We start from the raw sequence: 25,378 nt of genomic DNA, 5'->3' as shown, positions 1-25,378 counted from the left end.
GGAGACCACCATGGCCAAGACTGTCCTGACCCAAGATTCACTGACCAAAGATGCGCAGCGCAGCGAAGCACCCGCACAGGAAACGCCGAAGGAGCGCCGCGCGCGCACTTCGTCCCGGCGTCGTATCCTGCTGTGGACGGTGGCCGGCGTGGCCATCCTGGGAGTGCTCGCCCTCGTGTTCGGGGGCATGTTCAACCAGGCGGCCGCCACGAACCCGGAGCCTGCCATGACCGCTGTCCAGATCATCCCGCTGGTGATCCTCGTGGTGATGTTCGTCGTGGCCACCAAATGGCCGCTGAACATCGGTGTGATGGGGCTGGTGGCCTCATTCGGCGTTGGCTATTTCATGCTGGGGATGTCGGACAAGCAGATCCTGGCGGACTTCCCGGCCAGCATCGTCCTCACCATCATCGGCGTCACCTACTTCTTCAGCATGGCGCAGCGGAACGGCACCATCGACATCATCGTCAAGGGCTGCGTACGGATGGTCCGCGGAAAGACCCTGCTGCTGCCGTGGGTGTTCTTCCTGATCGCCGCCGCACTGACCTCACTGGGCACGTTCTCGCCTGCTGCCATCGCACTGCTCGCTCCCGCAGCCATCGGATTCGCCTACGAATCCCGGATCCACCCCGTGGTCATGGGCGCATTCATCATCAACGGGGCCCATGCCGGTGGATTCTCCCCGCTGTCCGTTGCCGGCGTGCTGGTGCATGACATCGCCCTGAAGAACGAATTCCCCATTTCCCAGGGCGGCCTGTTCGTTGCCAGCTTCGCCCTGAACCTCATCCTCTCGGTGCTCACCATCGTCCTGTTCGGCCTGATCGGCAAGCTGCGCGACGGCGCTGCGGGCCAGCACGTGGACATCGATACCTCCGCCACCGGACGCCCGCACGGCCAGCAGATCCTGACCCTGGTCCTGATCGCCGTGATGCTGGTGGCCACCCTCGGCTTCCACCTGCCCATCGGCTTCGTGGCCCTCTCGGCCGGACTGCTGCTTGCGTTCATCAACATTAAGGAGCACAAGACCTTCATCGGCGGGATTTCCTGGTCCACCGTCCTCCTGGTGGCGGGCATGATCACCTACGTCTCCCTGCTGGAGCACGTGGGCGTCATCGACACCCTCGCCGAGCAGGCCCTGGCCCTGGGCGCCCCGCTGCTGATCGCCCTGGTCCTCTGCTACGTGATCGGCGTCGGTTCGGCCTTCGCTTCCTCCACGGCCCTGCTCACAGCGTTCATCCCGCTGGCCGGCCCCCTCCTGGCCACGAGCTCGCTCAGCGCCTCCGGAACTGTTGCCGCCCTGGCCATCGCAGCCACCGTCGTCGACGTCTCCCCCTTCTCCACCGACGGCGCCCTGGTGGTGGCCAACGCCCGCGAGGACGACCGGCAGCGGGTCTACAAGCAGCTGATGTTCTACGCAGGCGGCGTGGTCCTGGTGGCCCCGGCCCTGGCCTGGGCACTGCTGGTTCCCACCGGCATCATGTAATCCTGGGCAGTACTTCAAGCGGCCGGCCCGTCAGCATGTGCTGGCGGGCCGCTTTGCTGTTGGCCTTCCTTCCCGCACGCCCGCATCCTGTTTGCGGGCTGTGAGTCCCGTCCCATCCGGGACATTGCGCCCGCCCCCGGCGTTAAACGGAGCGGCGGGAGGAGGCCGGATGATTATTGTGCTGACGGGCATTGATGGATCGGGAAAGTCGACGGCGGCCCGCGCCTTGGTTGCGTCGGTACGTGCCCGGGGCGGACGGGCCGTGGTGGTGAGCAACCACGCGGGCCGGCGGGTCATGTCCCTGGCGGCTGCCAGCTTGGGAGTGCGGCTGCCCGACAGGGTGGCAGACGCCGTTGAAACCCTCCTCCGGGTGGTCAACGTGCTGGTCTCGCACCTGCGTGCCAGCCGGTTCGACGGTCTGGTGGTCATGGACCGTCACCTGCACTGCCAGCTGGCACTGCGGCATGCAAAAGGACTGCCCCGCGGCCGCTTCCTCCCCTGGCTGATGGACCGGTTGCCGCAACCGGACGCCATCATCCACCTGGACCTGGACCCCGCGGAAGCGCACCGTCGCATCATTGCCAGGGGAACGGATTCAGAGAACCTCGAGGATCTGGCCGCTTTCCACAAGGGGTACCGGGAACTGCCGGAGTACGCGGGTTTTTTACGGATAGACGCGTGCGCCCCGGCTGCTGAGGTTGCGGCTGAGATGAACTCCCGGCTGGCCTCAGCACGGACGGATTGACGGCTGGCCACAGAGAAAGCGGGCCGGGACTGTGCAGTCCCGGCCCGCCCTCTTTCAGTGGCTGCAGGCTACCGAGAGGCGGTCGGCGAGGCCGACGACGAGGCGCCGCTGCCCGATGACATGGTCGCCGAAGAGGTAGACGAGGGAGTAGGCGAAGCCGAGCTGCTCGGCGAGGACATGCCTCCCGAGCCGGACGAGCTGGTGGAGGTGGCGCTGGACGTTGCTCCCCCGCCCTCGGCCTTCTTCAACACGTCGTTGATCAGGCCCTCAAGTTCCTTCTGGTCCTGGTCGCCCAGGTCGGTGCCGCTCTTGGTGGCAACCACCAGCAGGCGGCCCTGTGCAGCGGACACCTGCATCAGCTTCTGCTGGTTGTCACCGCTGCGGGTGCTGATGGTGGCGAACGTCTTATCCGCGTCGGTATCGGCGTTCAGTTCCTCGCTGGACACGTCGTACTTCTGCCCCAGGGCGGAGACCGAGAACTTGGCGCACTGGTCCATCTTGCCGCTGATGTCGGTCAGGGTCTTTACGGCGTCAGGGCCGTCACTGCCGGACTGGGCAGACAGGCTGCGCGGCTGGTTGCCCTCGGAAAGCGCCACGGCTACGTCACCGTTTTCCACCTTGTCCAGCAGGCCGGCGGTGGCAATGTCCTTGCAGTCCTTGGGGTCGACAGTTGCCGTGCTCATGAGCAGGTTGGCGATATTTCCGCCCTGGTCAACCTGCTCCTTGGAGTACAGCTTGAGCTCGTTGCCGTCGGCGTCCTTCATGCCAGAGATGAGGTCGCGGAGTTGGTCCTCCGAATACACCTTGGCCTCCGCCGTCTGGCTGGCGGAAGCGGAGGCCGTCGCGGAACCGGACGGGCTGGCAGTACCGCCGCCCCCTCCCGAGCAGCCGGCCAAGGCCAGCATCGCCGCAGCGACAACTCCAAGCGCAGAAACTTTTCGCATCAGGTTCACCCTCCAAAATAGGCAGCATGCTTAGTACTTTCACTCTAGAGGTTCCCATGAGACGAGTGAAATAACGGCGCGAGGGAAGTTTGCCTGGCGCCTGGGGGCAATCACCCGAACTGGCGCCGAGGCTCCTGCTGCTGCGCTGGCCGCCACGCACCGCTGGCCTTGGCTTGGTGCCCGAGGTTCCGCGAGATGGCGCGCGCCGCGGCCCTGACCAATGGCACCAGCTCATGCGCCGGTGTAGCTTCGTCCGGAACCACGATGGACAGCGCAGCCACCACGCCGCCGTCGGCTCCGTGGATGGGGGCGGCGACGGAGACGGTGCGGGAAGGGTTGTTCCTGCGCACCACCGCGACCCCCGAGTGCTTGACGTTTGCCAGGACAGCACGTAGCCCAGCGCCCGCAATACAGCCTGACCCTGACCCTGGATCGTCGAGCTCGGCCAGCAACTCATGCTGCAGTTCAGTGGCCGAGTATGCCAGAAGCACCTGCCCGACGGCGGTGGTCCGCAACGGCATGCGGCCACCTACGCGGTAGGCCACCTCAGTTGCGGTACGGGACGAAAGCCTATCGATCAGGACCGCTTCTTTCCCTTCCCGCACAGAGAGCAGTACGTGGTGCCGGGTAACTTCATACAGGTCCTCAAGGTAAGGCAGGGCAATCTGCCGCACCCCATGGCCGCGGGGCGAAAGCGAGGCGATCTCCCACAGGCGTACTCCTACAACGTACCGGCCGTCCTCCATACGTTCCAGTGCACCCCACTCCGTCAAATGCCTCACTAGCCGGAGTGCCGTTGCGGGGGCCAGCCCTGACAGGCGGGCCAGTTCCGACAGATTCAAGGCGCGGCGCTGTTCGCTGAACTGGCCCAGCAGTCTGAGAGCGCGTACCACCACCGGTTGGCCCGGGAGGTCCGAATGTCCCCCGGCAGCACCTCCTGCTCCCGCCAAGTCGCCTCCCAACGTCTGGTTCCTTCTTCCTCCAGCCTGGCTTTTGTGGGCTGTAACACAAAGCATGGTTTCACTCAGTGAAAAGCACGATTCCTGATGCCTGTGCCTACCGGCAGTCTGAAGGTCGACCCGCCAGAAATTGCCTGGCGTCCTTACCGATTGGAATCAACGATGAACTCCAATGCCCCCCGAAAATCCCTGTCCGTCATCTTCGTACTGTGCTGGCTTGGCCTGCTCGCTGATGGTTATGACCTCTACGTCTACGGAGCCACCCTGCCTGGACTGATCGGACACCCCCCGTTCAACGTGACACCAGCGGCGGCAGGCGCCGTGGGTTCCATTGCACTGGTTGGGATGTTGCTCGGTTCCCTCATTGTCGGCACCCTGACGGACCGGTTCGGTCGTCGCCGCATCTTCGTGGGTGCACTGGGCCTCTTTTCGGTGGCCATGCTGGCGTGCTCGGCGGCACCGAGCTGGGAGATGTTTGCGGCATTCCGCTTCGTTGCCTGCTTCGGCGTGGGCGGTTTGCTTCCGACGGCGGTGGCCCTCACCAACGAGTTCGCCCCGCCCGGAAGGAAGTCCCTGGTGCTGGGCGCGGTGCTGACGGGCCCAGCCGTAGGAACTGTGGCGGCATCGCTAAGTTCGCTCTCGCTGCTGGAATCCGCCGGCTTCCGGCCGGTCTACGCCATCGGCGCGGCAGGCCTCCTGCTGGTTCCACTGGCGTGGTTCATGCTGCCCGAGTCACCCTCGTTCCTCCGCATACGTCTCCGCGCTGCTGAGGCGGATGCCCTCGAAGCAGCGTATGGCCTTGCTAGAACGGCAGAGGCGCCGTCGTCGACCGCGCGCGTATCCCCGACGCGGGCCCTCTTCGCCGCAGGAACGGCCCGGACCACTCTCCTGCTGTGGGCCATCACCGTGCTGAGCCTGCTGACCATCTTCGGCGTGAGCACCTGGCTGCCGCAGATCATGCGCACGGCTGGTTTTGGGGTGGGATCCTCGGTGTCCTTCCTGCTCGCCTACTCCATGGGGGCCGTCGTGGGGACGGTCCTGGCGTCCTTCGCCAGCCAGAAGTTCGGGCCGCGTCCCCTGGTCATCGTGGGCTTCGTCAGCGCGGCAGCCGCCCTGCTGCTGATGTCCGGCAACCCGCCGGCAGTGCTCATGACGCTGCTAGCCGCCGTAGCGGGCTTCGGCGGTCTAGGGACGCAGAACATGATCAACGACTACATCGCGCAGTTCTACCCTTCGGCTACCCGCGCCACGGGTCTGGGCTGGGCTCTGGCCGTGGGACGGCTAGGGGCCATCGCCGGACCTGCTTACGGCGCAATGCTGGTGGGCTTTGGCGGCGGGGTTCCGGTGGCTGCCATGGCGTTTGCGGCGCCCGCGCTGCTGGGTGCCGCGCTGATGCTTGCCCTGCGCGCCAAGGCCGCTCGCCAGGCCGTGCCCGCCGGCTCCGAACTGGTGGGCTGACATCCGGGCTTTGCGTTCATCCCCTGTGGAATAATCCGTGGCGGGAGGCGAGTGGACCGTGAACAGTGAGCTCATCCTCCGCGGGCACATTTTGTCGGCGACCCTGGATGTGCCGGGCGGTGTTGTAGCGGTCGACGGCGGTGTAGTCACCTTCGCTGGGCCGGCGTCGGAATTTTCCGGGGTTCTTCCGGATCAGGCTGAGGCCCCGGGGTTTCTCCTGCCCGGCCTGGTCGACCTGCACTGCCATGGCGCACACGGTGCTGACTTCTCGGAAGGCAGCCCTGACGGTGCCCGCCATGCCGCCCGCTACCTTCACAGCCGCGGCACCACTACGCTTCTGGCCAGCGTCGTCACGGGGCAGCCCGGCCACCTCGTCCGCAACCTTGAAGTTCTTCGGAGGCTGGCGGGTGAGGAGCTTATTGCCGGTTCGCATCTCGAAGGTCCGTTCCTCTCGACGGAGCAGTGCGGTGCCCATAACATTGCACTGCTGTTGGATCCCGATCCGGGTCTGCTGTCCGGATTTCTTGGTGCTGCCGGGGAGTCGCTCGTCTCCATGACCCTGGCAGCCGAGCTCCCCGGAGCGTTCGAACTTGTGGATCTTCTCGCGGCGCGCGGCATCATCCCGTCCTTGGGACACACGGCTGCGGATCATCCGACGGCGGCGGCTTTCCTTAAGCGCGCAGCGGGCGGTTTGGCCGCTGCCGGGAATCCCCCGGGACCGCGCCGGCCGACGGTCACCCACCTGTTCAACGCCATGCCTCCACTGCACCATCGCTCTCCGGGACCAGTCGCGGCCAGCCTCAGCGCGGCACGGGCGGGAGAGGCGGTGGTGGAGCTGATAGCCGACGGCGTGCACGTGGCGCCTGAAACTGTGAAGCTGGTCTTTGATCTCGTTGGTGCGGACAATATCGCCCTCGTCACCGACTCGATAGCTGCAACGGGCTTGGACGACGGCCAATATCGGCTGGGCTCCCTTTCCGTCACGGTGGACGAAGGCGTGGCGCGGATGGACGCCACTGGTGCCATTGCGGGTGGAACCTGCACGCTGCTGGAGGTTGTCCGGGCTACTGTCGCAGCGGGTGTTTCCCTGCGCGACGCCGTAACCTCGGCGTCGGCTGTTCCCGCGTCCGTGCTGGGGCTCTCGGCGCAGGCCGGGGACCTGCGTCCCGGGATGCCGGCGGACGTCGTGGTGCTTGACCAGGATCTGAAGCTGTCCCGTGTGCTGCGGAAAGGCATGTGGGTAACCCCTTCGGGCTAACCGCTCCCGCTTGCTGTGGCAGCCTGGCTTCGGGTGCGCCTTTGAATGTCGGACCCCCGTTGGATGATGTTCTTATGGGAATCGGCGGTGGTGCTGGGGTGGCTTTGGAGGGTGTCCTTGCCTCTGCTGCTGCCCTGGACGCCCTGGAGAAAGAGGACGCTTTCCTGGCTTCCGGGGCTCATGTTGGTGCCGGCGTGGATGTGTTGCAGCGCCGGTACGAGATCCGGCTGGAACGCCTGGAAGCCGCGTCCCGCCTGGAAGCGCAACTGGCAGCGGTGAAGGCACGGGACGCCGCTGAAGCCATCGAATTCCAGCGGGCGATGACTCCGCCGGGCGCCTCCGTCCAGGACCGCACGTACGCGGAGATGTCGGTGGTGGAGGAGACCGCCGGGGTCATGACCATCAGTTCCGCGGCCGCGGGCGCGTTGGTGGACCAGTCCCGCCGGATCTGTTCGCTGCCGCTGGTGTTCGAGGCGCTGTCCGCGGGCGCGATGTCCTGGCAACACGCCCGGATCGTGGCCGATGAGACCGAAGGCCTCACCCCTGAGGGTGCAGCGTCTTTGGTAGCGCATTTCTTCGACCCTGACGCACCCAACGCCGCCCGGGGTGCCGCACCGGGGGAACTCGTCCCGTCCCGGTTCCGGGCCAAGGTCCGCGCCTGGCGGGAACGCCACCACCCCGAATCGATCGAGAAACGACACGCCAAAGGGGTCGCCGACCGGCGGATGGAGTACGCCCCGGACCGGGATGGCATGGCTTGGGTTTCGCTCTACCTTCCCGGGGACACCGCGTGCGCCATCTGGAACCGCACCACCGCTGCCGCCCGCGGCCTCCAAGGCCCCAACGAAGAGCGCACCCTTACCCAACTCCGCCCCGACATCGCCGCATCCCTGCTCCTCGGAGCCGGCATGAAGCCCGGAACCGGGGACACCGCCGCCCACGCCGAGGAAGACGGTCCCGGCGTTCATGGCCCGCAGGGAGTCACCGAGATCGGGAAGGTCCCTGCCCCGCGGGCCGATGTCCTGGTCACCGTGCCGGTGTTCGCGCTCCTCGACCTCACCGACGAACCCGCAGTCCTGGATGGTTTCGGGCCGATCCCGGCATCGATGGCGCGGAAACTCGTCGCGGACGGGGCGGAGTCGTTCTACCGGGTCCTGGTCGACCCGCGCGACGGGGCACCACTGGAAATCGGCCGCAAAAACTACCGGCTCACCGAGGCCATCAAACGCTGGATCAGGATGCGCGATGGCAAATGCACCTTCCCCGGCTGCAACAACAAGACCAGCGACAACGAAACCGACCACCTCACCCCCTGGGAACACGGCGGCACCACCAACGTCACCAACCTGGCCCAGCTCTGCCCCAAACACCATCTACTCAAACACCACAGCAGATGGACACCCGATCCAGCAACCGAGAACAATCCACCCGGCTGGACCTCACCCACCGGACGCCACTACAAACCCGAACACCCCGACCCCGAACCAACCCACTGGCCCGCGGAAAGCTGGCCTGGTGCTTCCCTTGGCACGTCCCGGACTGCCAACGGGCCGGCTACGCAGCCTCGGGGGATCCCGCAGCGCGGCCACGCAACTTCATCCGTTGCGTGCGCTCCTTCATTGTCAGAGCCCGCAGCCGCGGAACGGCCCCAAGAGCAAGCGGCTGCCCATGGCCCGGTGCCAGCAACCGGGGACCCAGTCCTGCGAGGCGTGTGATGGAGTCCAAGGATTGCTCCCAGTTCCAGGTGGTGTACCTGGGCGGCCCGGACAGGTCCGGTACGCCTGAGACGATGCCGCGGATGGAATTCAAACCCACCGTCACCACCGCATCCCCGGTGAGCAGGACGCCATCGCCGGCGCGCCAATAGGCAACATGTCCGGGAGTGTGGCCGGGCGTGGGGATGGCCGCCCACCCGGGCAGCCCTGGTATTCCTCCATCGCCGGGCAGGCTTTGGGCCACGTCCGTAATGTCACCGGACGCCTCGATCCTGCGGCGGGCGCGGGCGGGCAACGACCACAGGAGCGGTGCGATGATCCAGCGGTCCAGCGGCATGGAAAACTCGGGGATGTATTTCCCGGCGGCCATGGGTAGCTCTGCTTGGTGGACGTACACCGGCACCTCCCACCTCCGGGCCAGGGCACCGGCAGCGCCGGAGTGGTCCGGATGGATGTGCGTCAAAAGGATGGCATCAGGCGTGATGCCATTCCCCAACTCCTGCTCCACAGCGCGCCGGACCGGCTCCGCGCTGCCGGCCCAGCCACAGTCCACCATCGCCCAGGTGGTACCCGAGCGCACAAGGTAGAGGTTTGCGGCCATCGGACCTGCACCGGAGGTCATCATGAGCACGCCGGAAGCAATCTCCCGCGGTTCGGTAACGCGCGTCATCGGTCTTTCACACCACAGGGTGGCGAATGAGCGTGCGCAGCTTGTCAGGTGAGCTGCGGCGGGGGTCGCCGAGGTAAATTTCGTGGTGCCTGCCGTGGACCTTCAGCCCGGCCTCCACGACCGCGGCGTCGAGACTGGCGATTGTGGCACCTTCGTCAGCGTAAGGACCAACATGGAGCGTTTGGGCGCAGCGGCCCTCTTCCCAGCGCTCGAACTGGAGCAGGTCCAGTGCGGGAAGTTCCTTGGCCCGGGACTCCTCTCGGGCCCCCTCCAGCAGGGCTTCGTCGATTGGTTCGGGTTGAACCATCATGGCCTGCCACCGCCATGATTCCCGGTCGACTCCTAAGAGCCCGACGAAGCCTGCTGTTATGGCCTCCCCGGGATCAGCTTGCCCAGGCCCGGCGAACCACCACAGTGCTTCCAGCGGCATTACCTTCGTGATCAAACCAGCATGCTTCTTGAGCCCGAAGTGCGCGGCGTAGCTGACGGTAAAGAGCGCCTGAACTGCATCCGCGAATGCGGGCCCGTCGGGGTCCCCCTGGCCCCGGACCATGGCGAAGAGCAGCGGAGGAACGTCAACGAAATCGACGGATCCCTTCCGCCCCTTGTAGAGGACTGCGATGTCCTCGCGAAGATCGCTCACCGCGCCTGCACTCACCTCGCCTGGATTCCCCTGGACCTCGCCATGCACCCAGTTTTCCGCCGCGCTTCCCTACCCAGTAGGGCCGAACGGCCTTTCTAACCGTCCGCTCCAGGCAGGCAAACCTCCACGAGTTCACCGCTCACGCGCGTCTCGAAAAGCGGCTGCCGGGAAGTTGCGGGGCCGGCCTTCACTTCTCCGGTACGCAATGAGAATGTGCTGCGGTGCCATGGACAGACGACGCACGGGTCACCGCCGTCGTCCTTGATCTTGCCTTCGTGAAGCGGTCCGGAAAGGTGGCTGCAGACGTCGGACAGGACGTTAACAGCCCCGCCTTCGCGGTGTACCAGCAGCGGGATACCGGCGACTTCGCGCTTGTGCAGCCCGCCTTCGGGCAGCTCCGCGAGCGGTGCCAGCGGGTGCCAGCCGGACGGGAAGCGGTGGGGGATTTCCTCGCTGTGGTTTACGCCTGCGGCCTGGCGGTAGGACAGGTGGCCGCCAAGGAAGCCGCCGGCGCTTACGGTGGCAAGTCCAAGATAGGCAAGCACCTTGCCGCTTCCGTGGCTGCCAGTTGCCCGCTGCACAAGCGACGCAAAGTAAAGGCCAGTGGCGGTGACGTTGGCCGCGGCGTGCACCAAGCCCACCCTCTGCTGCTGCGGATGCAGTTGGGACCAATCAGTGAACCCGGCCAGGGCGGACGGAATCACGCTGGCGGTGCCCACGCCGATCAGCAGCCGGGCAGCTTTTTCTCCGCCGGGGACTGCATCGAGCACGCCTGCGGAGAGCCAGGCGCCGATGGGCACCTGGACTGCAAGGGGATGAACCGGATGGCCAATGGGGACACCATGGAGGACATCACGGGCCCACCGGGGCTTGATGACCTTCAGGACGACTTTCCGGACGCTCTTGGCCAGTGGGTCAAGCCACTCGGCATCCTCGAGGCGGGTGACAAGCTCAAGTGCGGGCAACGGTTTCATGTGTCCTCCCTTACCCCGATTACCGCAATCCACTCAGCGCCAAATACCTGTCTTGGGAAGAGGTACGTCCGTCCCCTCTGCCCGCAGCTCACCGCAGCGGCGACCCCAGCACCGTGAACCGGTGGCCTCCCATTTCACCGGACAGCAGCGGCATCGCCTCGGCGATCGCGGCCCGCGTGCTGTCCAACTGCAGGGACGCCTGGTGGGCTTCAGCGGATTCCCATAGTTCCGAGACGAAAACGGTATCCGGCATGTCGGCGTTGACTCCCACCTCATACAGCAGGCACCCGGTTTCCTTCATCCCTGGTTTCGGCCGGAGCAGGATAGCCACCAGGGCGTCGCGCTGGCCGGGCTTGGTTCCGAGCATTCCCACATTCGCAAAGGTCATAGGGACAGTTTGCAGTGTGCGGCGGAGGCCGGAAAGGAGTAAAGCCGACCAGCGCCGGCGCAACGCTCGCCCAACTGCGCAGCTCACCCAACTGCACAGCTCAGGCCAAGTCCTGAATAAAGCTGGTAACTAGGGTGCTGTTCCCCCTAGCGCGCCCGCACGCAGCGGAGGATATTTTTAATACCGGATTCCAGTGAACGGAAGGATCCGGAGTCCACGCCACCCGCACTGCGGGGCGTGCTGTTTGAAATGGGACGGGCAGGCTGCTGCCACCACAATGGTTACTAAAACATGCTCAATTTTGGCGGCTTAGGGCTGCCCGCAAAGGTAAATCGCATCCTTTGAGGAGCAACAGGAAATGTCCAACACTCGAATTAAGAGGCCAACCGGGGCAAGGTTGGTCATGGTTCCGGTCCTTTCGCTGGGTCTGTTCGGGGGTTTACTGGCGATGGCTGCACCGGCCAACGCGGAAACAAGCCGCAACGGCTGTACCGTCGATCCCAAGGACCCGAAGGATCTCCGCGGCAACAAGGTCGATTTCAGGATCAAGGTGGATTGCGACGGCGGGAAGACCGTCCAGATCCGCCAACTGCGCTATGAAGACGACCGCGGTCCACGCCGCAGCGACGACTTCCTCGGCAGAACTGTGTTCACTGAGCAGTTTGATCGCCACGACGGCGCAAGGACCATTTCCAGCATTGACCATGTGCCCAACCTTGACCGCAGGGGTGCAGAAGAGGTCTACCACCTCGTCTCATTCCGAGTTGAGAACCACAACGGACACTGGTCCGACTGGACCGCATGGGAGAAGAGCGCCGTAGTGGAAGTGCACAGCGGCGGGAAGTGAGCCTCTTCCTCCCTTTAGCGGGGAGCCAAGGGCGCAGGCCTCTGGCTCCCCACTCTGGCCCTTCCCGAGCCGACAACGTACGACCCCAAACAATCACCACACCCCGTGGCGGCCCACCATCGTCCACCACGCTCAGTCTGCGGCGCCCAAGGTTCCTGCATGCACGACGGCGCCACTCGCCGTCGTATCTTCCTTCAACATCCAGCCCACCCGCTTGACCGTCCGCAGCATCACCGCGCTCTCGACAATTTCGATGCCGGGCACCTTTTGCTGCAGCGCCAGCTCGGCGGACATGACGTCCGCCAGCGTGTGCAGCCACATGATGATCACGAAGTTGGTAGGTCCGGTGGTGGAGGCGCTCAGCCGCACGTTGCTGATAGCGCGGATCTCTGCGGCAGCTGCCTCGTGCTGGCCCGCCGGGACGTTCACGAACCATTGGCAGGTCACCGGAAACGAGGAATAGCGCTGGGCGATTTCGCAGCGGAAGGACAGGATGCCGCTGGCCAGCACACGGTTCAGCTGGCGCTGCACGGTGGCGGGATGGCGGCCAAGGGCGCGGGCAATCCCGGCTGCTGTGGCACGGCCATCCCTCGCCAGGAACGGCAGCAGGTCAAGATGGCTCTGCGGAAGCTGTCCGGCCACCTGCGCTGCCTCCGGGCCTGTCGACGGTACCAGCGTCCGCAGCGTGGCCAGCTGCGAACGGCTGAGGACATTCAGCCGCCAGTCGTCGCCACTGCTGTGCAGCCGGGTGCACAGGGCCACCTGGTATTTGGTCAGCCCGTCAATGGTTTTCAGGCGTGAAACCACCCGCTCGCTGAATTCCTCGAGCGAGCGGGTAATGACCGTCAGCATCAGGTCCCGGTTGCTCGCCGCTTCCTCCACGGTAACGATCTCCGGCACAGCGGCCAATTGCGCCGTGACGCTGTCCCGCCGGTTCATCTCGCAGTCGACGGCCACGTAGGCGAGGAGCATCTGCCTGGGGTCGCCCGCCAGGTGCGCGGTCACCCACGCGGCGCCGTGCGAGGCCAGCCGGTCCCAGCGGGCCGCGAGGCTGGTCGCGTGCACGTCCAATACTTTGGCGGCATCAGCCCAGCCAAGCCTCGGCGAGGCCTGCAGGACCTGAATCAGGGCAAGATCATCCTCGCTGAGCTCCATCAACGCCTCCCTTCGTAATGCATGAATCGTGCCGTCTTCGGGCAGTTACAGGATAATTCCAGCCCTTTTCACGAATGTGAACCGCGCCACTTCAGAATAGTCCCCAAGCCCTGATGCCCATGACAAGGAGTGACACGTGCCCATTACCGAGGACGCCAAGGACCTGCAGGATGATTTGGTCCGCCTGCGCCATGACCTCCACCGGCAGCCTGAGATCGGCCTCCACCTCCCGCGGACCCAGGATAAGGTCCTTGAGGCGCTGGACGGACTCCCCTTCGAGATCACCCTGGGCAAAGAGACGACGTCGGTCACCGCGGTCCTGCGTGGCGGCCACCGGAATGCCGGCCAGCGCCCCGCCGTCCTGCTCCGCGCCGACATGGATGGGTTGCCCGTCCAGGAGAAGACGGGTGTCCATTTCACGTCGCAGGCTGACGGCGCCATGCACGCCTGCGGCCACGACCTGCACACGTCCATGCTCGCCGGAGCTGCCACCCTCCTGGCTGAGAAGAGGCACCAACTCCAGGGCGACGTCGTCCTTATGTTCCAGCCTGGCGAGGAGGGCTGTGATGGTGCCAGTTACATGCTCCGGGAAGGCGTCCTGGACGCCGCCGGCCCGCGTGTCCAGGCAGCCTATGGCATGCACGTGTTCTCCTCACTGGAGCCGCACGGCACCTTCTGCACCAAGCCCGGCGTCATGCTCAGCGCCTCGGACGGGCTGGAAGTCACCGTGCTCGGCGCCGGCGGCCATGGTTCGGCACCGCACTCCGCGAAGGATCCCGTCACTGTGGCCGCAGAGATGGTGACGGCCCTGCAGGTGATGGTCACCCGGCAGTTCAACATGTTCGATCCCGTGGTCCTGTCGGTGGGCGTGCTGCACGCCGGGACCAAGCGGAACATCATCCCGGAGTCGGCCCGCATCGAGGCAACCATCCGGACGTTTTCCGAAGCGTCACGCCTGAAGATGATGGAGGCCGTGCCCCGCCTGCTCAAGGGGATCGCTGCCGCGCACGGCGTGGAGGTCGACGTGGACTACCTGCAGGAGTACCCCCTCACCATCACCAGCGAGGATGAAACACATACCGCGGAGAAAGTGATCACCGAGCTTTTCGGCGAGCGCCGCCTCTCGCGCTGGGCCACCCCGCTCAGCGGCTCCGAGGACTTCTCCCGTGTACTGGCCGAGGTGCCCGGCACTTTCGTGGGGCTCAGCGCCGTCGCACCCGGCGCCGACCACGCCGACTCGCCGTTCAACCACTCGCCGTACGCAACATTCGACGACGCCGTGTTGGCGGACGGGGCCGCACTCTACGCGGAACTGGCCATCTCGCGGCTGGCCGCGCTGTCACGGGCCGTCTAAGGGCCCCTCTCCCCTAACCGGCAGCAGCGCCGCTGCCCTTCCCACAGACCAACCGACCAGGAAGAAATCCATGTCCGTTGCAGTAAGCAAGCCCCACACTGGACGCATGTCCACGGCCAAGACCATCATCGGCACCGGCATCGGCAACGCCGTTGAGTGGTACGACTGGGCCATCTACGCCACGTTCACCCCCTTCATCGCCAGCCAGCTGTTCAGCAAGGCGGACCCGGCGTCGGCGGTGCTGTCCACCTTGGCGATCTTCGCCGTCGGCTTCGTGGCGCGGCCCTTCGGCGGCTTCCTCTTCGGCTGGATCGGCGACAGGGTGGGCCGGAAGACGTCGATGACCTTCGCCGTCGGCCTTGCCTCGCTGGGCAGCCTGATGATCGGCATCGCCCCCACGTTCGCCAGCGTCGGCGCGTTCGCGTCCCTGATGCTGTTGGTGGCCCGGCTGGTGCAGGGGCTGGCGCATGGCGGCGAGCTGCCGTCGTCGCAAACGTACCTCTCCGAGATGGCACCCAAGGAGCACCGCGGCTTCTGGGCCACCTTGATCTACACCTCTGGCACCGTGGGCATCCTGTTCGGCACGCTGCTGGGCGCCGTCCTGAACATGGCGCTGAGCACGGAGGCGATGAACGCGTGGGGCTGGCGCATCCCGTTCCTGATCGGGGCAGCCATGGGCCTGTACGCGCTGATCATGCGCTCGCGCCTGCATGAAACCGAGGCGTTCCAGGACGAGGCCGTCACCGCCAAGCGGGCCCCGATCTGGCCACAGATCGTCCAGTACCGCAAGCAGGCCATGCAGGTGATCGGGCTGACCGTGGGCCTGACCGTGATCTACTACATCTGGGGTGTGGTGGCACCAAGCTACGCCACCACCGCCCTGAAGATCGACCGCGGCGAGGCGCTGTGGGCAGGCGTGATCGCGAACATCGTCTTCATCGCTGCACTGCCGGTCTGGGGCAAGCTGTCCGACCGGATCGGCCGCAAGAAGGTGCTCTGGGCCGGTGCCATCGGTTCGGCAGTGCTGCACTTCCCCATGACCTGGCTGCTGAAGGACTCCGCCTGGCAACTGGCCGTCAGCATGTCCGTGATGCTGGTCTTCGTGGCCGCGAGCGCCGCCATCGTGCCGGCTGTGTATGCCGAACTGTTCCCCACCTCGATCCGCACCGTCGGCGTGGGCGTCCCCTACTCCATCTGCGTGGCCGTGTTCGGCGGCACCGCCCCCTACCTGCAGCAGTGGCTGGGCTCTTCCCTCGGGGCGCCGCAGGTCTTCAACGTGTACGCAGTGCTGCTGCTGGTGGTCAGCGCGGCGTTCGTGTTCACGATTCCCGAGACGAAGGGCAAGGACCTGACCCACTAGTCTTTCCCGCTGACAAGAGGTCCCCGGCGCACTGCTGAACTGCTGCGCCGGGGACCTCTGTTGTACGAAACTTAGTGCGCGCCGATCCGCCGGGCTTCGCGGACCGCTGCTTCCGATCCCTTCTTCCAGGGTTTGCCATGGCCTGGCAACAGGATGGTGGCCCCCGTCGCGGCGATAGCGTCCAACGATGCGAGCGCCTGTCCTGTGTCCTTGGTGGCGGCGGACGCCACGATCTGCGGGCCCGCCTTCCCGGTGTAGGGGTCCAGCGTCACCAGGGCGTCGCCGGTCAGGAGGACACCGCGGCCCGGCAGGTGCAGGATGCAGTGCCCGTCCGTGTGGCCGGGAGTATGGACGACGTCGGGACGGCCGGTCAGTGCGTCCGCCACTCCGGTGCCCAGCGGCTGCGTGTCGGCGATGCCTTTCACGGCCAGCGCACCTGCCGCTGCCATGCTGCCGAGCCGCGGCAGGGACCTGGGGTGGGTCACGGGGTAGAGGAAGCGGTTGCGCTGGGGCTTGTAGCGGTAGGGGTGTGCCGCCAGCCGGGCGTCCCCGGCGTGGACCAGCACGGGGATTCCCCATTGCCGGCGGGCGCGCAGTGCGAAGCCGACATGGTCGAAATGGCCGTGGGTGAGGACCAGCGCTTTGACGTCCTGGGGGCGCCGGTTCCGTTCCTCCAGGAGCTGCGTCAGCATCAGCCACATGCTGGGCAGACCTGCGTCCACCAGGGTCACCCCATGGTCGTCCTCGATCACGTAGCAGTTGACGTTCGCGTGGGTTATGAGGTGGACGCCATCTGCGACGTTGGGAACGATCATGCCGGAACTCCAATCGGATGGGCAAAGGACTTTCGTTGCTGCACGAAAGGAAGGTACCCAGCAACGGCAGGCCTGAAGCTCCGGCCGGTTACCTAACCATCCCTAGGCAGCAGTGGGAAGCACCAGCAGGTAGCCGGCGGCCAGTCCGCTGCTCCACCGCCGCGGTTCGCGGACCACGAACTGTGTGGCCAACTGCTCCGGCGCGAGCAGCGCATTCGGTGCCGGCGACGGGCCCCACTGGCCACTGCCGTAGGGGTAGAGCGGGTCGAGGACATGGATGCCGGTGACTGAAAAATCCGGGAACTGGTGCGGATCGCCCACCGACTCGAATCCGCTCATCACCCAGGCGTGGCGGCCACTCCACATCACCAGGCCCACCGGCCTGCCCGTCTCCGCAATGGCACGGGCCGCCGTCCGCAGTGCTTCTTCATAACCCGGGACGCTGACCACCTGGTACGGCCCCATTCCCGCCTCCGTCAGCGCCTGCGCCCACCCGAAGGGATTTGCGCCGTTGAAGGAGTCGGACGATCGCGCCCTCGCCATCTCCCACAGTTCGTTCTGCTGCGCGCGGTCAGCCCAGGTGCCACCGCCGGTGTCGTCAATCAGGTTGTGTGCCATCTGGATGCTCGCCGCCACGCACCAGTCGAAGGTGTACTGCGGAACAAAGTCCCCCTCCCGGTACAGATTGAGGGCGAAAGGCTGGGGTACCGGAGCAGGAGCTGCAGCGGTTGTGGGGGCCGGCGCCTGGACAGGAACAGGTGCCGGCGAGGCCGTTGCCGTTGCGGTGGCGGCGGGTGAAGCGGCCGGAGGCTCAATAACAGCCTGCCCGGGGCCTGCCGCGGGCGTACAACCGGCAACGAATCCGGCCAAGGCAACGAGCCAGGCCAGAAGCCGGAGGCGGGCAGCGGTCATGATCGCTCCAGTCCATTCATGTTGAGCGGGCGTACCTGCTACCAGTCTCCTGCCCGGGCCTCCCCTTGACTACCCCACCCCACCTTCCCTACACTTTTCATAAAGCAGAATCTAAATTCCACAAAGCGGAAAAAGACGCAAGCCGCCCGCCAAGGGAAGATAGATCAAAGCCCCTCCCCCGGAAGGACCTACGATGACGTACACAGTGAACTGCTCCATCCTCCTCACGGAGCTGCCCCTGCTCGAGCGCCCCGCCGCCGCCAAGGCAGCAGGCTTCGACGCCGTCGAGTTCTGGTGGCCCTTCGAAACCTCAGTCCCGGCGGACAGCGAAATCACCACGTTCGAGAACGCCATCACGGAAGCAGGCGTCCAGCTCACGGGCCTGAACTTCAACGCCGGCAACATGCCCGGCGGCGACCGCGGCCTGGTCTCCTGGAAGGGACGCTGCTCCGAGTTCAAGGACAACATCGACGTCGTGGCCGGCATCGGCGGGCGCCTGGGTTGCAAGGCCTTCAACGCCCTCTATGGCAACCGGCAGGACGACTTCACCCCGGAAGAGCAGGACGAGCTGGCCATCAAGAACCTGGCGGCAGCGGCCGAAGGCGTGGCGCGCATCGGCGGCACCGTTCTCCTGGAGCCGGTGAGCGGCGCACCCAAGTACCCACTCCTGACCGCCAATGACGCCCTCCAGGCCATCGCCCGCGTCAAGGAGGAAGCCGGCGTCGGCAACATCAAACTCCTCGCCGACTTCTACCACCTGGCAGTCAACGGCGACGACGTCCAGGCTGTCATCGAAAACCATGCCAAGGACTTCGGCCACATCCAGATCGCCGACAACCCCGGCCGCGGCGCCCCCGGTACCGGCACCCTCCCGCTGGGCGAATGGATCGCCCGCAGCCGCGAACTCGGCTACGAAGGCTATATCGGCCTCGAGTACAAGGAACCGGGGGAAACGGCCTTCAGCTGGGCCATCCGCGAGCACGCCGCCAAATAATCCCCACCCGCCCAACTGGCTCGCAGTTGTTGTCGTTTTGAGCCCTCAAAACGACAACAAATGCGAGTGAGTTGGGGAACCACGCACAGACTTTCAGGAAGAGAACCATCATGAGCAACGTTGCAGTCATCGGACTCGGAATCATGGGCCTGCCCATGGCCATCAACCTGGTCAAGGCCGGCCACAACGTCACCGGCTTCAACCGCAGCCAGGACAAGATCGACAAGCTGGTCTCCGAAGGCGGCAAGGGCGCCTCCAGCATCGCGGACGCCGTCAAGGATGCCGACGTCGTCATCACCATGGTGCCGGACTCCCCCGACGTCGAGGGCGTTGTCAGCGGCAAGGACGGCGTCTTCGCCAACGCCAAAAAGGGCGCCCTGTGGATCGATGCCTCGAGCATCCGCCCCGACGTCGCGGTCCGCCTCTCGGAAGAAGCCCGTGAAGCCGGCATCCGCCCCCTCGACGCCCCGGTCTCCGGCGGCGAACAGGGCGCCATCGACGCCGTCCTGTCCATCATGGTGGGCGGCGACAAGCAGGACTTCGACGACGCCCAGGACGTCCTGAACGCCGTCGGCAAGACCATCGTCCACGTCGGCCCGTCCGGCTCCGGCCAGACCGTCAAGGCTGCCAACCAGCTGATCGTGGCCGTCAACATCGAGGTCCTCGGCGAAGCCATCGCGTTCCTTGAGGCCTACGGCGTGGACACCGACGCCGCCCTCAAGGTCCTCGGTGGCGGCCTGGCCGGCTCCAAGGTCCTGGACCAGAAGGGCCAGAAGATGCTGGACCGCAACTTCGACCCCGGCTTCCGGCTCGCCCTCCACCACAAGGACCTGGGCATTGTCACCGCCGCCGCCCGCGAAGCCAACGTCGCCATCCCCCTCGGCGCCGTCGCCGCCCAGCTCGTCGCCGCCACCGTCAACCAGGGCGACGGCGCACTGGACCACTCCGGACTCTTCAAGCAGGTCCTGCAGCTCAGCGGCAGGAAGTAGCCACTCCCGGCGCAGCCGGGACAAAAGCGCGGACACAAGCACCTAAGCAGGGAGTCCGCCGTCGTGAATTACGACGGCGGTTCCCTCACTACACCCAAAAACACCCAGACTTCGCCCCGCAGGGGCAAAACAAGGAGCACCCCATGAGCAAGATGCGTACCGTTGATGCAGCGGTGGCCATCCTGGAAAAGGAAGGCGCCATCGAGGCGTTCGGCCTGCCAGGCGCGGCCATCAACCCCTTCTACTCCGCAATGCGCGCCCACGGCGGCATCCGCCACACTCTGGCCCGCCACGTTGAAGGCGCCAGCCATATGGCCGATGGCTTCAGCCGCGCCAAGGACGGCAACATCGGGATCTGCATCGGTACCTCCGGGCCCGCCGGCACGGACATGATCACCGGCCTGTACGCCGCCTGGGCCGATTCCATCCCCATGCTCTGCATCACCGGCCAAGCACCGGTAGCCAAGCTCCACAAGGAAGATTTCCAGGCCGTGGACATCGAGTCCATCGCCAAACCCGTCACCAAGATGGCCATGACCATCCTGGAGCCCGGCCAGGTTCCCGGCGCCTTCCAGAAGGCCTTCCAGCTGATGCGGTCCGGCCGCCCGGGCCCGGTGCTGCTGGACCTGCCCATCGACGTGCAGATGGCCGAGATCGAATTCGACATCGACACCTACGAGCCGCTGCCCGTTGAGAAGCCCAAGGCCTCCCGCAAGCAGCTGGAGAAGGCCCTCGACATGCTCCTCGCCGCCAAGCACCCGCTGATCGTGGCCGGCGGCGGCATCATCAACGCCGGCGCCTCCGCCCAGCTGGTGGAACTGGCCGAGACCCTCAACGTGCCGGTCATCCCCACCCTGATGGGCTGGGGCACCATCCCGGACGACCACCAGCTCATGGCCGGCATGGTGGGCCTGCAGACGTCCCACCGCTACGGCAACGAGAACTACCTGCAGTCCGACTTCGTGATCGGCATCGGCAACCGCTGGGCCAACCGCCACACCGGCGGCCTGGAAACCTACACGGCAGGCCGCAAGTTCGTGCACATCGACATCGAGCCCACGCAGATCGGCCGCGTGTTCTCGCCGGACCTGGGCATCGCGTCCGACGCCGGCGCGGCGCTGGCAGGGCTGGTTGAACTCGCCAAAGAGCGCAAGGCGGCCGGGTCCCTGCCGGACTACAGCGCCTGGGTTGCCGGATGCCAGGACCGCAAGGCATCCCTGCACCGCAAGACGCACTTCGAGAACATCCCCATCAAGCCGCAGCGCGTGTACGAGGAGATGAACAAGTCCTTCGGCCGCGACACCACCTACGTGTCCACCATCGGCCTGTCGCAGATCGCCGGCGCCCAGATGCTGCACGTGTTCGGCCCGCGAAAGTGGATCAACGCCGGCCAGGCAGGGCCGCTGGGCTGGACCGCCCCGGCCGCGCTCGGCGTCGCCCGTTCCAACCCGGACCAGACCGTGGTGGCCCTCTCCGGTGACTACGACTTCCAGTTCATGATCGAGGAACTGGCCGTGGGCGCGCAGTTCAACCTGCCGTACATCCACGTGGTGGTGAACAACTCCTACCTGGGCCTGATCCGCCAGTCCCAGCGCGGGTTCAACATGGAACAGAACGTGTCCCTGGCATTCGAAAACATCAACAGCTCTCACCTGTCCGAGGACACCCGCGGCTACGGCGTGGACCACCTGAAGGTGGCCGAAGGCCTGGGCTGCAAGGCCGTCCGCGTGGAGGACCCCAATGACCTCGCCGCCGCGTTCGACAAGGCCAAGGCCCTGATGGGCGAGTTCCAGGTTCCCGTGGTGGTGGAAGTGATCCTGGAAAAGGTCACCAACATCTCCATGGGTGTGGAAATCAACGCCGTGAACGAGTTCGAGGAACTGGCGGAATCCGCCGCCGACGCTCCCACTGCCATCCTGGCCCTGCAGGCCTAACCATGCGCGTGGTTATTGCCCCGGACAAGTTCAAGGGTTCGCTGTCGGCCCCGGAGGTGTGCAGGCACCTGGAAAAGGGCCTGCAGCGGGGTGCCGGCGGAAACCTGGATATTATCCGGATTCCGGTGGCCGACGGCGGCGAGGGCACCCTCGATGCTGCCGTCGGCTCCGGCTTCACCCGCCGCACGGCAACGGTCGCCGGGCCAACCGGACAGCCGGTGGAAGCGGACTTCGCCGTCCGGGGCCACGAAGCCGTGATCGAGATGGCGACGGCGTCCGGGCTCGCCCTGGTGCCAAGCGTCCAGACTGGCGGCCGTCCGGATTCGGCGGATGCCACCACGGCCACCAGCCTTGGCACGGGCCAGCTCATCCGGGCAGCGCTCGACGCCGGCTGCCGGAGGATCGTGCTCGGGGTGGGCGGCAGTGCCAATACCGACGGCGGCGCGGGGCTCCTTCAGGGCCTTGGCGCCAGGTTCCTGGACAGCAGGAACAACGAAATCGCACCGGGCGGGGCCGCCCTGGCAAACCTGCACAGCATCGACTTCACGGATTTCGAGCCCCGCCTGGTGGACACCCGCTTTGTGCTGGCATCCGACGTGGACAACCCGCTGCTGGGCGCCCAGGGCGCCCCGGCGGTGTTCGGGCCACAGAAGGGTGCCACACACCAAGACGTCGGCATGCTCGACGCCGCCCTGGCCAGGTTTGTCGAAGTCCTGGCCAGGGAAATCGGATTCCGCGCCGTCAAGGCCGCCGAAGCTCCCGGAGCCGGAGCAGCCGGCGGCGTGGGCTACGCCGCCATCGCCGTCCTGGCCGCAACGCGGCGGCCGGGCATCGACGTCGTTCTTGGATTCACGGGGCTGGCGGACCGGCTGGAGGGCGCCGACCTGGTGATCACGGGCGAAGGCAGCCTGGACGAACAAAGCCTGCTGGGCAAGACGCCGATGGGTGTTGCCCGCGCCGCGGCGGCGCAGGGCGTTCCCGTCGTCGCTGTCTGCGGCCGGACCACCCTGGACCCTGACCAGGCCGTGGCTGCCGGGTTCGAGGATATTTATCCTTTGACGTCGCTCGAAACCGATGTAAACAGGTGCATAGCAGAGGCAGGGCCGCTGCTGGAGCAGCTGGGCACCCAGATCAGTGCGGGGCTGGCGGCCAACAGGCCTGCCGCCGCAAGTACCAAGGAGGACCTCCGTGTCTGAAGAACGTTTTGACCTCGTCATCCGGGGCCGGCGCATCCTGACCACCGCCGGCATTGCACCCCGCGAGGTGGGCGTCCGCAACGGCAAGATCGTGGCTATCGAACCCCTCGGCAACGGTCTCGCCGGCGCCGAAGTCATCGACCTCGCGGACGATGAAACCCTGCTCCCGGGCCTGGTGGACACCCACGTCCATGTCAATGAGCCGGGCCGCACCGAGTGGGAGGGCTTCGCCTCCGCCACCCGCGCTGCCGCGGCCGGCGGCGTCACCACCATCATCGACATGCCGCTGAACTCCGTCCCGCCCACCACCACCGTTGAAAACCTCAAGCTCAAGCGCGAAGTGGCCGAGGACCAGGCGTTCATCGACGTCGGGTTCTGGGGCGGCGCCATCCCGGGCAACAAGGCAGACCTGCGTCCCCTGCACGACGAAGGCGTGTTCGGCTTCAAGTGCTTCCTCCTGCACTCCGGCGTGGACGAGTTCCCGCACCTGGACGCGGACGAGATGGAAGAGGACATGGCCGAACTGAAGTCCTTCGACTCGCTCATGATCGTCCACGCCGAGGACTCGCACGCCATCGACCGGGCACCCCACCCCGGCGGCGACCACTACCAAACCTTCCTGGCCTCCCGCCCCCGCGGCGCGGAGAACAAAGCCATCGCCGAGGTCATCGAACGGGCCCGCTGGACCGGCGCGCGTGCGCACATCCTGCACCTGTCGTCGTCGGACGCCCTGCCCATGATCGCCTCGGCAAAGCGCGACGGCGTGAAGCTCACCGTGGAAACGTGCCCGCACTACCTCACACTGATGGCGGAGGAAATCCCGGACGGCGCCACCGCCTACAAGTGCTGCCCGCCCATCCGCGAAGCCTCCAACCGGGAACTGCTGTGGCAGGGCCTGCAGGACGGCACCATCGACTGCATCGTCTCGGACCACTCCCCCTCCACGCTGGATCTGAAGGACCTCGAGAACGGCGACTTCGCCGTGGCCTGGGGCGGGGTCTCCTCGCTCCAGCTGGGCCTGTCCCTGATCTGGACCGAAGCCCGCCACCGCGGCATCCCGCTGGAACAGGTGGTGTCCTGGATGGCGGAACGGCCAGCCAACCTGGCCCGGCTCACCAACAAGGGCCAGCTGGCCCTGGGCTACGACGCCGACTTCGCCGTCTTCGCCCCGGACGAGGCGTTCGTGGTGGACGTATCCAAGCTCAAGCACAAGAACCCCATCACCCCGTACGACGGCAAGGCCCTGTCCGGCGTTGTCCGCAAGACCTTCCTCCGCGGCGCCGTAGTGGACGGCCAGACCCCCACGGGCAGGCTGATCCGCCGCGGCGGCGTATAAGGGCCCGCCATGGCAGTGGAAGCCCACTATCCGGGGGCGCGGCCAGGATTTGTTTCACACAAGGCCGCCGCCCGAGGCCTGGCCGTTTGGGTTGTTCCAGCCGAAGGAACCAGCCCCGAACTCCTGCGCCACGCCGCCCACATGGTCCTCCAACGGGCCCTCGAAACTGCTCCGGAGGCGGAAGTCCATTGGCCTGCCGCCGGAGCCCCCACGTCCGGGGTCTCCGCCAGCGCGGAAGGAGCCGCAGCCGACTCCTCTCGCGTTCCTTCCGCGGCGAAGAACCCCGGCGCAACCGCGGCCGACGGCGGCACACGCCTGCCGCCGTCGGCCGGCCCCGTCAGCCGGGTCGCCGTGGACCTCGCCGCCGACTCCGTCCTGCTGGACGGCAGGCCGGTGGCGCTGACCGGCGTCGAATACAAAGTGCTGCGCTACCTGGTGACGCACCTGTCCCGCACGGTAGGCCGCGAGGAACTGCAGGAGTTCCTGGAATCGCTGGCTTTCCCCGGCGCCACCGCCCGCTCCATCGACGTGTATGTGGGCAGGATCCGCAAGAAACTGGGCAATGCCCGCCATGCCGTGGCCACCGTCCGCGGCGGCGGCTACCAGTTTGTGCCGGGCCCGCACGCCGCCGTTCGGGGTCCTGCGGAATACTGCATATGACGCGCTGGTTTGTATGAGTAAGCGGCCACCCGCTTCACTGGATGTTTGGCCATCACTGACCGAGTCTTACAAAGGAACGCCATGAGCCCCACCCTGACCACCAAGCTTCAGCCCGGCACCCCGGCTCCTGAGTTCACCCTCCGGGACGCCCAGGGCCGCGAGACCTCTTTGGCCGATTACCGCGGCAAGAACGTCATTGTCTACTTCTACCCGAAGGCCGCAACCCCCGGCTGCACCACCGAAGCCTGCGACTTCCGCGACAGCCTGGCCTCCCTGCAGGGCAAGGGCTACGAGGTAGTGGGCGTCTCCCCCGACGCCCAGGAAGCCCTGGCCGGCTTCAGCGGCGACTTCTCGCTCACCTTCCCGCTGCTCTCCGACCCCGACCACGCGGTTGCCCTGGCCTACGGCGCCTGGGGCGAAAAGCTGGTCCACGGCGAAATCCACGAGGGCATTGTCCGCTCCACGGTTGTGGTGGACCCCGAAGGAAACGTCACCCTGGCCCAGTACCAGGTGCAGGCCGACGGCCACGTCGCACGCCTCAAGGAAGCCCTGGGACTCTAGACCCGCCATCACTTCCTGCAGCTTTTCC

The 25,378-nt window shown here is 66.2% G+C and carries 23 protein-coding genes and 1 pseudogene; 15 read left to right on the top strand and 9 right to left on the bottom strand.

Annotation, left to right across the window (positions count from 1 at the left end):
- The first annotated feature begins 10 nt into the window (after positions 1 to 10).
- Both ACTHQS_RS06560 and ACTHQS_RS06555 read left to right on the top strand, forming a co-directional pair.
- Positions 11 to 1,483 (top strand): SLC13 family permease, encoded by a 1,473-nt coding sequence (locus tag ACTHQS_RS06560; protein ID WP_440167165.1) that lies wholly within the window; start codon positions 11 to 13, stop codon positions 1,481 to 1,483.
- Between the two features lie 169 nt (positions 1,484 to 1,652).
- Positions 1,653 to 2,228: an AAA family ATPase gene (locus tag ACTHQS_RS06555; protein WP_440167164.1), complete on the top strand. Its 576-nt coding sequence runs from the start codon at positions 1,653 to 1,655 to the stop codon at positions 2,226 to 2,228.
- 68 nt (positions 2,229 to 2,296) lie between these two features.
- Here ACTHQS_RS06555 and ACTHQS_RS06550 read toward each other — a convergent pair whose 3' ends face one another.
- Both ACTHQS_RS06550 and ACTHQS_RS06545 read right to left on the bottom strand, forming a co-directional pair.
- The gene (locus tag ACTHQS_RS06550; RefSeq protein ID WP_440167162.1) at positions 2,297 to 3,172 is read right to left on the bottom strand and encodes a hypothetical protein; all 876 of its coding nucleotides are present in this window, start codon (positions 3,170 to 3,172) and stop codon (positions 2,297 to 2,299) included.
- Positions 3,173 to 3,282: 110 nt separating this feature from the next.
- Positions 3,283 to 4,134 (bottom strand): IclR family transcriptional regulator, encoded by an 852-nt coding sequence (locus ACTHQS_RS06545; protein ID WP_440167160.1) that lies wholly within the window; start codon positions 4,132 to 4,134, stop codon positions 3,283 to 3,285.
- A 159-nt stretch (positions 4,135 to 4,293) separates the two neighbouring features.
- On the opposite strand from ACTHQS_RS06545, the gene ACTHQS_RS06540 reads away from it, so the two are divergent.
- From ACTHQS_RS06540 to ACTHQS_RS06530, 3 genes are all read left to right on the top strand, one after another.
- Positions 4,294 to 5,589 (top strand): MFS transporter, encoded by a 1,296-nt coding sequence (locus ACTHQS_RS06540; RefSeq protein ID WP_440167158.1) that lies wholly within the window; start codon positions 4,294 to 4,296, stop codon positions 5,587 to 5,589.
- A 58-nt stretch (positions 5,590 to 5,647) separates the two neighbouring features.
- Positions 5,648 to 6,847: an N-acetylglucosamine-6-phosphate deacetylase gene (locus ACTHQS_RS06535; RefSeq protein ID WP_440167157.1), complete on the top strand. Its 1,200-nt coding sequence runs from the start codon at positions 5,648 to 5,650 to the stop codon at positions 6,845 to 6,847.
- Positions 6,848 to 6,921: 74 nt separating this feature from the next.
- Positions 6,922 to 8,562, top strand: a complete 1,641-nt coding sequence (locus ACTHQS_RS06530) for an HNH endonuclease (RefSeq protein ID WP_440167155.1) — start codon at positions 6,922 to 6,924, stop codon at positions 8,560 to 8,562.
- A gap of 13 nt (positions 8,563 to 8,575) precedes the next feature.
- Here the strand turns inward: ACTHQS_RS06530 and ACTHQS_RS06525 are convergent.
- From ACTHQS_RS06525 to ACTHQS_RS06510, 4 genes and pseudogenes are all read right to left on the bottom strand, one after another.
- Positions 8,576 to 9,118 (bottom strand): annotated as a pseudogene (locus ACTHQS_RS06525) (MBL fold metallo-hydrolase); the annotation flags it as partial.
- A gap of 121 nt (positions 9,119 to 9,239) precedes the next feature.
- Positions 9,240 to 9,875 carry a GyrI-like domain-containing protein gene (locus ACTHQS_RS06520; RefSeq protein WP_440167154.1) on the bottom strand — a complete coding sequence of 212 codons (636 nt, stop codon included), beginning with the start codon at positions 9,873 to 9,875 and terminating at the stop codon, positions 9,240 to 9,242.
- A 95-nt stretch (positions 9,876 to 9,970) separates the two neighbouring features.
- Complete coding sequence (locus ACTHQS_RS06515) at positions 9,971 to 10,849, bottom strand: Rieske 2Fe-2S domain-containing protein (RefSeq protein ID WP_440167152.1); 879 nt, start codon at positions 10,847 to 10,849, stop codon at positions 9,971 to 9,973.
- 88 nt (positions 10,850 to 10,937) lie between these two features.
- Complete coding sequence (locus ACTHQS_RS06510; protein WP_440167150.1) at positions 10,938 to 11,237, bottom strand: putative quinol monooxygenase; 300 nt, start codon at positions 11,235 to 11,237, stop codon at positions 10,938 to 10,940.
- 403 nt (positions 11,238 to 11,640) lie between these two features.
- Here ACTHQS_RS06510 and ACTHQS_RS06505 point away from each other — a divergent pair, with 403 nt between their 5' ends.
- The gene (locus tag ACTHQS_RS06505; RefSeq protein ID WP_440167149.1) at positions 11,641 to 12,084 is read left to right on the top strand and encodes a hypothetical protein; all 444 of its coding nucleotides are present in this window, start codon (positions 11,641 to 11,643) and stop codon (positions 12,082 to 12,084) included.
- Between the two features lie 132 nt (positions 12,085 to 12,216).
- Here ACTHQS_RS06505 and ACTHQS_RS06500 read toward each other — a convergent pair whose 3' ends face one another.
- Entirely contained in the window at positions 12,217 to 13,239 is a 1,023-nt protein-coding gene (locus ACTHQS_RS06500; protein ID WP_440167147.1) for an Lrp/AsnC family transcriptional regulator, read from the bottom strand.
- Positions 13,240 to 13,375: 136 nt separating this feature from the next.
- On the opposite strand from ACTHQS_RS06500, the gene ACTHQS_RS06495 reads away from it, so the two are divergent.
- The gene (locus ACTHQS_RS06495; RefSeq protein ID WP_440167146.1) at positions 13,376 to 14,593 is read left to right on the top strand and encodes a M20 metallopeptidase family protein; all 1,218 of its coding nucleotides are present in this window, start codon (positions 13,376 to 13,378) and stop codon (positions 14,591 to 14,593) included.
- A gap of 70 nt (positions 14,594 to 14,663) precedes the next feature.
- On the top strand, positions 14,664 to 15,953 hold the full coding sequence (locus tag ACTHQS_RS06490) for an MFS transporter (RefSeq protein WP_440167145.1): 1,290 nt from the start codon (positions 14,664 to 14,666) through the stop codon (positions 15,951 to 15,953).
- A gap of 71 nt (positions 15,954 to 16,024) precedes the next feature.
- Here ACTHQS_RS06490 and ACTHQS_RS06485 read toward each other — a convergent pair whose 3' ends face one another.
- Both ACTHQS_RS06485 and ACTHQS_RS06480 read right to left on the bottom strand, forming a co-directional pair.
- Complete coding sequence (locus tag ACTHQS_RS06485; protein ID WP_440167143.1) at positions 16,025 to 16,768, bottom strand: MBL fold metallo-hydrolase; 744 nt, start codon at positions 16,766 to 16,768, stop codon at positions 16,025 to 16,027.
- Positions 16,769 to 16,870: 102 nt separating this feature from the next.
- The gene (locus ACTHQS_RS06480) at positions 16,871 to 17,680 is read right to left on the bottom strand and encodes a hypothetical protein (RefSeq protein ID WP_440167142.1); all 810 of its coding nucleotides are present in this window, start codon (positions 17,678 to 17,680) and stop codon (positions 16,871 to 16,873) included.
- Positions 17,681 to 17,873: 193 nt separating this feature from the next.
- Here ACTHQS_RS06480 and ACTHQS_RS06475 point away from each other — a divergent pair, with 193 nt between their 5' ends.
- The 7 genes from ACTHQS_RS06475 to bcp all read left to right on the top strand — a co-directional run bounded on the left by ACTHQS_RS06475 (position 17,874) and on the right by bcp (position 25,350).
- On the top strand, positions 17,874 to 18,674 hold the full coding sequence (locus tag ACTHQS_RS06475; RefSeq protein ID WP_440167140.1) for a hydroxypyruvate isomerase family protein: 801 nt from the start codon (positions 17,874 to 17,876) through the stop codon (positions 18,672 to 18,674).
- 71 nt (positions 18,675 to 18,745) lie between these two features.
- A complete protein-coding gene (locus ACTHQS_RS06470; protein WP_440167139.1) occupies positions 18,746 to 19,663 on the top strand; it encodes a 2-hydroxy-3-oxopropionate reductase in 918 nt (305 codons plus the stop codon).
- A gap of 143 nt (positions 19,664 to 19,806) precedes the next feature.
- Positions 19,807 to 21,597 (top strand): glyoxylate carboligase, encoded by a 1,791-nt coding sequence (gene gcl / locus ACTHQS_RS06465; RefSeq protein ID WP_440167137.1) that lies wholly within the window; start codon positions 19,807 to 19,809, stop codon positions 21,595 to 21,597.
- Between the two features lie 2 nt (positions 21,598 to 21,599).
- The gene (locus ACTHQS_RS06460; RefSeq protein ID WP_440167135.1) at positions 21,600 to 22,793 is read left to right on the top strand and encodes a glycerate kinase; all 1,194 of its coding nucleotides are present in this window, start codon (positions 21,600 to 21,602) and stop codon (positions 22,791 to 22,793) included.
- Entirely contained in the window at positions 22,786 to 24,129 is a 1,344-nt protein-coding gene (gene allB / locus ACTHQS_RS06455; RefSeq protein ID WP_440167134.1) for an allantoinase AllB, read from the top strand. The genes ACTHQS_RS06460 and allB overlap by 8 nt, the downstream gene beginning before the upstream one ends.
- Positions 24,130 to 24,138: 9 nt before the next feature.
- The gene (locus ACTHQS_RS06450; protein ID WP_440167133.1) at positions 24,139 to 24,789 is read left to right on the top strand and encodes a winged helix-turn-helix domain-containing protein; all 651 of its coding nucleotides are present in this window, start codon (positions 24,139 to 24,141) and stop codon (positions 24,787 to 24,789) included.
- An 81-nt stretch (positions 24,790 to 24,870) separates the two neighbouring features.
- On the top strand, positions 24,871 to 25,350 hold the full coding sequence (bcp, locus tag ACTHQS_RS06445) for a thioredoxin-dependent thiol peroxidase (RefSeq protein ID WP_440167131.1): 480 nt from the start codon (positions 24,871 to 24,873) through the stop codon (positions 25,348 to 25,350).
- Positions 25,351 to 25,378 lie beyond the last annotated feature (28 nt).

The sequence above is a fragment of the Arthrobacter sp. SAFR-044 genome (genome assembly GCF_051965175.1).
In the GTDB taxonomy this organism is placed as follows: Bacteria; Actinomycetota; Actinomycetes; order Actinomycetales; family Micrococcaceae; genus Arthrobacter.
The sequence above is the reverse complement of the archived record's forward strand: the minus strand, read 5'-3'. Positions and strand labels throughout refer to the sequence as shown.